Origin of the sequence: Saccharopolyspora terrae (assembly GCF_004348435.1) — a bacterium.
Classification (GTDB): domain Bacteria; phylum Actinomycetota; class Actinomycetes; order Mycobacteriales; family Pseudonocardiaceae; genus Saccharopolyspora; species Saccharopolyspora endophytica.
In genome coordinates this window covers 63,167-69,526 of the sequence record NZ_SMKS01000032.1, presented here as the reverse complement: position 1 = coordinate 69,526, position 6,360 = coordinate 63,167, and the positions used below count along the sequence as shown (strand labels likewise).

The following is a 6,360-nucleotide window of genomic DNA, read 5'->3' as shown; positions in this document are numbered from 1 at the left end:
GCCGAGGCCTTGTAGCTGGTGCCGGCCACAGCGAACGAGGCCGCGATCGCGCCCTGCGACAGGCCGGTGAACATCAGCCCGACCCCGAAGATCCCGACCAGCAGCACCAGTCCGAACACGTGCCAGCCTGTGAAGGCGAAGGCTCGGAGGCCTTCTGTGGTGGTGCGGAGGGTGAGGACTGCGCCGTCCGTGGTGGTGGGGGACGGGAGGTCTTCGTGGGCCGTGGTGATGTAGAGGTCCTGGAGGTCCTGGCCGCCGAAGCAGAGGTTGGTGGGGCGCTGAGCCGGTAGCGGGATCGTCTCCGCGAGCTCGCCGCTGGGGGCGTAGCGGTGGAGCTCGCCCTTGTCGCGGACCGCCGTCCAGAGGGAGCCGTCGGTGGCCACCGCCAGGCCGGAGGGCTGACCGCCGACCTCGCAGAGGGTGCGACGGTTGCCCATCAGGCCCGCGTTGATGTCGAAGTCGAGGACCTCGATGCGGCTGGTGCCCGCGTCGGCGATGTAGAAGCGGGTGTCGTCAGGGCTGGTGGCCAGACCTAGCCCGGCCCTGAGGTCCTTGATGATCACGCCCGCCGAGCCGTCCGGGTTCACCCGCGCCAGCCAGCCGTCGCCGGACTCGTCCTCGCGCATCGTCGTGGCCCACAGCCGACCCTTGCGGTCGATCATCGTGGCGCCCGCCTGCACGCCCTCGCGGGCCCAGTAGACCAGCCAGGTGCGCTGCTCGCCGTGGGCGTCGAACAGCGCGATGCCCTCCTGCAGGTGCAGCACCAGGCCGCCTCGGCTGCGGGGCTTCGCGCCACCGGTCTGCTGCTGCAACGTCATCGTCGCGTTCGCGTGACCCGGGCGGTAGCGGTGCACCTCGCCCGCCCGCGGATCCGTCCACAGCAGGGTCTCGGTGCCTACGTCCCAGGTCGGCGCCTGTCCGGAACGCGCCGTCGCCTGAACTGCGATGTCGACCTGGGCGTGCACACTTCACCTTTCGACCACGAACGCAACGGGGCCGAACCTTACCGCGAAGATCATCCGATGGGGCCAGATGGCGGAAACCCCGGTGATCCGAAATGCACTCGATGCTCAATCGCGGCGCGGTCGGAATCAGGGTCGATCCCGATCCCCGGGGTCATTCCTGGCGCTAGGCTCGAAGGCGTGACACGCCCGATGGAACGCCCACGTCCGCGAGTGCTGCCCGCGAATCCGCTGCGGGCCGCGTTCGGCATGCTCGTCTGCATCGCGGTGCTGTTCGGCATCGAGTTCTACGACGTGGCGACCCCGGCGCCCAACCAGGCGATGGACCTCGACGCCAACGGCGTCATCCCGCGCACCGTCGACGGTCTCGACGGCATCCTCTGGGCGCCGCTGCTGCACTTCGGCTGGCAGCACCTGATCAGCAACTCGCTGCCGCTGTTCGTGCTCGGCTGGCTGCTGCTCGCGGGCGGGATCCGCCAGTTCATCGGCGTCACCGCCGTGGTGTGGATCGTCGCCGGCTTCGGGACGTGGCTGATCGGCGCTCCCGGCTACCACGTCGGGGCCTCCGGCGTGATCTTCGGCTGGATGGTGTTCCTGCTGCTGCGCGGGTTCGCCCAGCGCAGCATCGCCCAGATCCTGGTCGCCGTGGTGCTGTTCTTCTACTGGGGCGGCATGCTCTGGGGCGTGCTGCCCGGCCAGCCCGGCATCTCCTGGGAGGGCCACCTCTTCGGCGCGGTCGGTGGGGCGATGGCCACGTGGCTGGTGGCGCGCAGCACTCGGCGGCGGGTTTCGGGCACCGAGCCTGGCACACTGGCCGGGTGACCAACGCTCCGATCGGGATCTTCGATTCCGGCGTAGGCGGGCTGACCGTGAGCCGAGCGATCATGGACCAGCTGCCCGGTGAGACCGTCCACTACGTCGGTGACACCGCCAACGCCCCTTACGGACCGATGCCGCTGGCCGAGATCCGCTCCCGCACCTTGGCGATCACCGACGCGATGGTCGACGAGGGCGTGAAGATGCTGGTCATCGCCTGCAACACCGCCTCGTCGGCCTGCCTGCGCGACGCCCGCGAGCGCTACACCATCCCCGTGGTGGAGGTCGTGCTGCCCGCGGTCCGCAGGGCCGTGGCCACCACGCGCAACCGGCGCGTCGGCGTCATCGGCACCGACGCCACCATCCGCTCCCGCGCCTACGACGACGCCTTCACCGCCGCACCGGACATCGAGCTGACGACGGCGGCCTGCCCGCGGTTCGCCGACTTCGTCGAGCGCGGCATCACCAGCGGCAGGCAGGTGCTGGGACTCGCGCAGAACTACCTCGACCCGCTGCAGCAGGCGGGCGTCGACACCCTCGTGCTGGGGTGCACGCACTACCCGCTGCTGACCGGTGTGCTGCAACTCGCGATGGGCGAGCAGGTCACGCTGGTGTCCAGCGCGGAGGAGACCGCCAAGGACGTCGTCCGGGTGCTCACCGAGCAGGACCGGCTCGCCGAACCGGACAACCTGCCCGAGCACGAGTTCCGGGTCACCGGCGAACCCGAGCGCTTCGCCCGGTTGGCCCGCCGCTTTCTCGGTCCGGCTCCCTCGGCCGATGCCGTTCTGCCGCTTCGCGTGTCAGGCTCTGTCGCATGAAGCTGACGGTCCTCGGCTGCGCCGGGAGCATTCCCGGGCCAGACTCGCCCGCGTCCGGATACCTGCTGGAATCCGGTGACACCCGGATCGCGCTGGATCTGGGCAACGGCACGCTCGGCGCGATGCAGCGCTTCATCGACCCGTTCGACCTCGACGCGCTGTTCTTCAGCCACCTGCACCCCGACCACTGCGCGGACTTCGGCGCGCTGACGGTCTACCGGCGCTACCGGCCCCAGCCGCCGTACGACGCGCGCGCCCGGCGGCTGCCGGTGTTCGGCCCGGACAACGCCCCGGAACGGCTCGCCGCGCTGTACGCGCCCACGGCCGCCGAGCTCGCCGAGACCGACCTGTCCGACGTCTTCGACTTCCGCCCGGTCGGCACCGAGCCGGTGACCGTCGGGCCGTTCACCATCCGCGCGGTCGAGGTCGCCCACCTGTGCCCGACCTGGGGGTTCCGCGTCGAGGCCGAGGGGCGGGTGCTCGCCTACACCGGTGACACCGGACCGTGCGGCCAGCTCGACGAGCTGGCCTCCGGTGCCCACGTGCTGCTCGCCGAGGCGTCGTGGGAGCACCACGAAGACGCCCCGATGAACGTCCACCTCTCCGGCCGCCAGGCCGGCGAGGTGGCCAAGACCGCGGCCGCCGAGCGCCTGCTGATCACCCACCTCGTGCCCTGGACCGACCACGGCGCCATCCACGCCGAGGCCAGCGCCACCTTCGACGGCCCCACGGAGCTCGTCCAGGCGGGCGCCACCTACGACGTGTGAGGGAAGTCGAATTTCGCGCGAAATTCGAGGGCGAAAGTTCGGAGTCGAAATTCGCGCGAAATTCGAACGCACCCCTCGTTCGGGGGATGGTGCCGGTGGGGCCGGGGGCTTGGACGGCTCGTCGGGGTCTGGGCTTAGGGTTGAGCTGTGGCTAGAGCGGATGGGCGTAGTGACGATCAGCTTCGCGATGTGAAGATCACGCGGGGATACCAGGACTGGCCTGCGGGTTCGGTGCTGGTGGAGTTCGGCCGTACCCGGGTGCTGTGCGCGGCCAGCGTGCAGGAGGGCGTTCCGCGCTGGCGGACCGGTTCCGGGCTGGGCTGGGTCACCGCCGAGTACGCGATGCTGCCCTCGGCGACCAACACGCGCGGCTCCCGCGAGTCGGTGAAGGGCCGCATCGGCGGCCGCACCCACGAGATCTCCCGGCTGATCGGCCGGTCCCTGCGCGCCTGCATCGACATGGCGGCGCTCGGCGAGAACACCATCACCCTGGATTGCGACGTCATCCAGGCCGACGGCGGAACCCGCACCGCCGCGATCACCGGCGCCTACGTGGCGCTGGCCGACGCGGTGACGTGGCTGGGCGCCGCCGGTCGGCTGTCCGACCCGAAGCCGCTGTCGTGCGCGATCCAGGCGGTCAGCGTGGGCGTCGTCGACGGCCGCGTGCGCCTGGACCTGCCCTACGAGGAGGACTCGCGCGCCGAGGTCGACATGAACGTGGTCGCCACCGACCACGGCACCCTGGTCGAGGTGCAGGGCACCGGCGAGGGAGCCACCTACACGCGGTCCACCATGGACAAGATGCTCGACTTCGCGCTGGCCGGATGCGGTGAGCTCGCTCGCCTGCAGGAAGCCGCGCTCGCCGAGCCGTACCCGGGTGAGCTGCCCGGGAGCGCGGCATGAGCCGGTTGCTGCTGGCCACCCGCAACCAGAAGAAGCTGGTGGAGCTGCGCCGCATCCTCGAAGCCGAGGGCGTCACGGGCCTGGAGGTCGTGGGGCTGGCCGACGTGCCGGAGTTCCCGGAGGCGCCGGAGACCGGTGCCACCTTCGAGGACAACGCCCTCGCCAAGGCAGCCGACGCCGCTCGCGCCACGGGCCTGCCCGCCGTCGCCGACGACTCAGGCCTGGAGATCGACGCGCTCAACGGGATGCCGGGTGTGCTCTCGGCCCGCTGGGCCGGTGCGCACGGCGATGACCAGGCGAATCTCGACCTCGTGCTCGGTCAGATCAAGGACGTGCCGGACGAGCGGCGCGGTGGGGCGTTCGTCTCCGCCGCCGCGCTCGTGCTGCCCGACGGCGGCGAGACCGTGGTGCGCGGCGAGTGGCGCGGCACGATCATCCGGGAATCCCGGGGAGCCAACGGTTTCGGCTACGACCCGATCTTCGTGCCCGAGGGCGGGACCCGCACCAGCGCGGAGCTGTCCCCGGAGGAGAAGGACGCCGACTCGCACCGCGGCAGGGCCCTGCGCCTGCTGCTCCCGTCGCTGCGCGAGCTCGCCGGCTGACGTGATGTCGCTCGCCCCGGTGGGGGTCTGACCGGGCTCGCCGGTTAACTTCGGTGCGTGTTCACCGAATGGTTCGAACTGGCCCTGCTCGTCGTCGTCGGATTCCTGTCCGGCGCGGTGAACGCGGTGGCCGGTGGAGGCTCCCTGCTGGTGTTCCCGGCGCTGCTGGCGACCGGGATGCCGCCGCTGGTGGCCAACGTGACCAACTCGGTGGCGCAGGGGCCCGGGTTCGTGGGCGCGGCGGTCAGCCAGCGCGACGACCTCGCCGGCAGTCCGCGCAGGCTGTGGACCACGTCGATCGCGGCGTGCGTGGGTTCGGCGGTCGGCTGCGGGCTGCTGATGGTGCTGCCGGGCGAGGTCTTCGACGCCGTGGTCCCGGCGCTGGTGGGCCTGTCGGCGGTGCTGATGGCCTTCCAGAACACCATCCGCAAGTGGCTCGGCTCACCGGCCGAGGGCGCTCCGGACCGCACGGTGCTGCTCACCGTCGGGATCTTCCTGGCCTCGATCTACGGCGGGTACTTCGGCGGAGCGCGCAGCGTCATCCTGATCGCGATCCTCGTGCTGGCCGCGACCGACAGCATGCGCAGGCTCAACGCGCTCAAGAGCTGGCTGGGCATGATCGGCAGCGCCGCCACGCTCGTCGTCTACGCGCTCATCGCGCCGGTGGACTGGGTCGCGGTGGCGATGCTGGTGCCCACCACGGTCATCGGCGGCTACGCGGGCGGCAAGCTCGCCCAACGCCTCCCGTCCACCCTGCTCCGCTACCTGGTGGTCGTCATCGCAGCAGGCGTCGCCATCTACATGGTCCTGGACTGAAAGGCTGTTCCTCCACTCGTCTTGCGTGGCGGTGCGGGTGGCGGAATCTCAGCGGCTCTCTGGCTCCGGGATCCGAGACTGATGTATGCCAATACACGGCGTGTCGGCTGTCCTCCCCAGAGAACCGCTGAGAACCCGCGGCGGTGCGAGTTGAGTCCCGCACTTGAAGCAACGGCCAATGCCGCCTTCTAGACGCCGATCTCCTTGCGGAGCCGGTCGACGTGGCCGGTGGCCTTGACGTTGTAGAGGGCCTTGGCGATCTTGCCGTCGGGGTCGACGACGAAGGTCGAGCGGATGACGCCCTGCACGACCTTGCCGTAGTTCTTCTTCTCGCCGAAGGCGCCCCACGCGGTCATGACGGCGCGGTCCTCGTCGGACAGCAGCGGGAACGTGAGTCCCTCGGCGTCGCGGAACTTCGCGAGCTTCGCCGGCTTGTCCGGGGAGATGCCCAGCACGTCGAACCCGGCCTCGTTGAGCTCGGCGAAGCTGTCGCGGAAGTCGCACGCCTCCTTGGTGCAGCCCGGGGTGCTCGCGGCGGGGTAGAAGTAGACGACGACCGAGCGGCCGCGGAAATCGCTCAGCGAGACGGTGTTGCCGTCGGCGTCCGGCAGCGAGAACTCGGGCGCGGCGTCGCCGTCGGAGAGTCGGTTCTGTTCGCTCATGCCCGCGACGCTAG

8 protein-coding genes are annotated in these 6,360 nt (G+C 70.6%); 6 read left to right on the top strand and 2 right to left on the bottom strand.

Annotated elements, in window-relative coordinates; genetic code table 11:
- A partial coding sequence (locus E1181_RS18555) for an SMP-30/gluconolactonase/LRE family protein (RefSeq protein ID WP_132676478.1) occupies positions 1 to 965 on the bottom strand: 965 nt, incomplete at its 3' end.
- Between the two features lie 177 nt (positions 966 to 1,142).
- On the opposite strand from E1181_RS18555, the gene E1181_RS18550 reads away from it, so the two are divergent.
- The 6 genes from E1181_RS18550 (at position 1,143) to E1181_RS18525 (ending at position 5,684) form a co-directional block, all read left to right on the top strand.
- Complete coding sequence (locus E1181_RS18550) at positions 1,143 to 1,784, top strand: rhomboid family intramembrane serine protease (RefSeq protein WP_235876864.1); 642 nt, start codon at positions 1,143 to 1,145, stop codon at positions 1,782 to 1,784.
- Entirely contained in the window at positions 1,781 to 2,596 is an 816-nt protein-coding gene (murI, locus tag E1181_RS18545) for a glutamate racemase (RefSeq protein ID WP_132676476.1), read from the top strand. The genes E1181_RS18550 and murI overlap by 4 nt, the downstream gene beginning before the upstream one ends.
- Entirely contained in the window at positions 2,593 to 3,363 is a 771-nt protein-coding gene (locus E1181_RS18540; protein ID WP_132676474.1) for an MBL fold metallo-hydrolase, read from the top strand. The genes murI and E1181_RS18540 overlap by 4 nt, the downstream gene beginning before the upstream one ends.
- Positions 3,364 to 3,510: 147 nt before the next feature.
- Positions 3,511 to 4,266 (top strand): ribonuclease PH, encoded by a 756-nt coding sequence (gene rph / locus E1181_RS18535; protein WP_132676472.1) that lies wholly within the window; start codon positions 3,511 to 3,513, stop codon positions 4,264 to 4,266.
- On the top strand, positions 4,263 to 4,868 hold the full coding sequence (gene rdgB / locus E1181_RS18530; protein ID WP_132676470.1) for an RdgB/HAM1 family non-canonical purine NTP pyrophosphatase: 606 nt from the start codon (positions 4,263 to 4,265) through the stop codon (positions 4,866 to 4,868). Before rph ends, rdgB begins: the two co-directional genes overlap by 4 nt.
- Before the next feature lie 57 nt (positions 4,869 to 4,925).
- Positions 4,926 to 5,684: a sulfite exporter TauE/SafE family protein gene (locus E1181_RS18525; RefSeq protein ID WP_132676468.1), complete on the top strand. Its 759-nt coding sequence runs from the start codon at positions 4,926 to 4,928 to the stop codon at positions 5,682 to 5,684.
- 188 nt (positions 5,685 to 5,872) lie between these two features.
- On the opposite strand, the gene bcp is transcribed toward E1181_RS18525, so the two are convergent.
- Positions 5,873 to 6,346, bottom strand: coding sequence for a thioredoxin-dependent thiol peroxidase (gene bcp / locus E1181_RS18520; protein WP_132676466.1), 474 nt, complete (start codon positions 6,344 to 6,346; stop codon positions 5,873 to 5,875).
- Positions 6,347 to 6,360: the final 14 nt, after the last annotated feature.